Annotated in this window: 2 protein-coding genes; both read left to right on the forward strand. The window is 71.1% G+C overall.

What is annotated here, in order from left to right; genetic code table 11:
* The first annotated feature begins 345 nt into the window (after positions 1-345).
* Positions 346-549 carry a hypothetical protein gene (locus RH94_RS25270; RefSeq protein ID WP_018567931.1) on the forward strand — a complete coding sequence of 68 codons (204 nt, stop codon included), beginning with the start codon at positions 346-348 and terminating at the stop codon, positions 547-549.
* Positions 550-793: 244 nt separating this feature from the next.
* Positions 794-2222 (forward strand): chromosome segregation SMC family protein (locus RH94_RS44550; protein WP_234426039.1); only part of this gene is annotated, 1429 nt, incomplete at its 3' end.

The following is a 2222-nucleotide window of genomic DNA, read 5'->3' on the forward strand; positions in this document are numbered from 1 at the left end:
GGAGGCCGCCACCGGATCCCGCCCGGAGGGAAAACGAGCAGGTGATTGCCGAGAAACGCTTGCCGTGGCAGGTTCCGCAGGGCAGGATGATCGCCACGCCCCGAAGGGCCCGCAGGAGTCGCAGCGCCACCGTTTTCCGGTCGCGCGCCCCCGGGACACCCGTCGATACGGGGCGTGATCGTGTTGACCGTCAAACTTTTTGGTGAGACGCTGAAAGCCCGCGCACCTCGGCTGTTTGGCATGGATGAACGGCAGCACAACTCAACAGTGCCAAGCACCACGGGTGCGAATCCCTCACGACCCACACCGCTTCGGTCGGTCACTCAGTGTGGAGGACCATCCATCATGGCAAAGGCGCTTCTCGGTTACGTCGGCGGCTCCGACCCTCGACTCCTCGCCGAGATGCGACGGCTCCAGCAGCGCGTCCAGGACCTGGAATCCGAGCTGGTACGGATCCAGGCGGAGAACGACGCGCTGGCGGCTGCCGCTTCTCACGACAGGATCATGGAGCGCGTCGACGCACACCAGGCGGAGCCTGCGCTCACCTGATCACTGCATCGCACAACGGCACGGTGGTTGGGCTGCCCGTATCAACCGCCCAGTTGTCAGAGTTGCAAGGGACGCCCCGGCGTCCCTTCCTTCTTTCCCCCGCTCCTTCCCGCCCCCGCCCTTCCTGCCCCGCGCATCCTTTCACCGTCTTAACGTCTGATGTGCCCTGCCCGTTCACGCGTGAAACCGCGCGGTTGCGCGGGTTCATGAAGTGGGGTAGCGGCGGCGGGTAAAGTTCGAGGCCGTGCACCTCAAGGCCCTGACCCTCCGAGGGTTCAAGTCGTTCGCCTCGGCGACCACGCTCCGGTTCGAACCGGGGATCACGTGCGTCGTCGGTCCGAACGGCTCGGGCAAGTCCAATGTCGTGGACGCGCTCAGCTGGGTCATGGGCGAACAGGGCGCCAAGTCGCTGCGCGGCGGCAAGATGGAGGACGTCATCTTCGCCGGCACCACCGGGCGACCGCCGCTCGGCCGCGCCGAGGTGTCGCTGACCGTCGACAACTCCGACGGGGCGCTGCCCATCGAGTACGCCGAGGTCACCATCACGCGGATCATGTTCCGCAACGGCGGCAGCGAGTACCAGATCAACGGTGACACGTGCCGCCTGCTCGACATCCAGGAGCTGCTGTCCGACTCCGGCATCGGCCGGGAGATGCACGTCATCGTCGGCCAGGGCCAGCTCGACTCCGTCCTGCACGCCGACCCCATGGGCCGCCGCGCCTTCATCGAGGAGGCCGCGGGGGTCCTCAAGCACCGCAAGCGCAAGGAGAAGGCGCTCAGGAAACTGGACGCGATGCAGGCCAACCTCGCACGCGTGCAGGACCTCACCGACGAACTGCGCCGCCAGCTCAAGCCGCTGGGCCGCCAGGCGGCGGTCGCCCGCCGGGCGGCGGTCATCCAGGCCGACCTCCGCGACGCCCGCCTGCGCCTGCTGGCCGACGACCTCGTACGCCTCCGGGAAGCCCTGAAGACCGAGATCGCCGACGAGGCGGCCCTGAAGGAGCGCAGGGAAGCCGCCGAGCAGGAGCTGAGGAAGGCCCTGCGGCGCGAGGCCCTGCTGGAGGACGAGGTACGCCGGCTCGCCCCCCGCCTGCAGCGCGCCCAGCAGACCTGGTACGAGCTGTCCCAGCTCGCCGAACGCGTGCGCGGCACGATCTCGCTCGCCGACGCGCGCGTGAAGAGCGCCGCCTCCGCGCCGCCCGAGGAGCGGCGCGGGCGCGACCCGGAGGACCTGGAGCGCGAGGCCGCCCGCGTCCGCGAGCAGGAGGCCGAGCTGGAGGCGGCCCTCGAGGCGGCCCGGCGGGCACTCGACGACACCGTCGCCCACCGCGCCGAACTGGAACGCGAACTCGCGGCCGAGGAGCGCCGCCTGAAGGACGCGGCCCGCGCCATCGCCGACCGCCGCGAGGGCCTGGCCCGGCTCGGCGGCCAGGTGAACGCGGCCCGCTCGCGCGCCGCCTCCGCCCAGGCCGAGATCGACCGGCTGGCCGCAGCCAGGGACGAGGCCCAGGAACGGGCCGTGGCCGCCCAGGAGGAGTACGAGGCCCTCAAGGCCGAGGTCGACGGTCTCGACGCCGGCGACGAGGAACTCGCCGGCCGGCACGAGGCGGCCAGGGCGGCCCTGGCCGAGGCGGAGGCCGCCCTCACCGCCGCCCGCGAGGCGGTCACGGCGG

Origin of the sequence: Streptomyces kebangsaanensis, from assembly GCF_001906585.1 — a bacterium.
GTDB lineage: Bacteria > Actinomycetota > Actinomycetes > Streptomycetales > Streptomycetaceae > Streptomyces > Streptomyces kebangsaanensis.

Coding starts and splice junctions, on each gene's coding strand:
- RH94_RS25270 (WP_018567931.1), top strand. CDS start 346: ATGGCAAAGGCGCTTCTCGGTTACGTCGGCGGCTCCGACCCTCGACTC.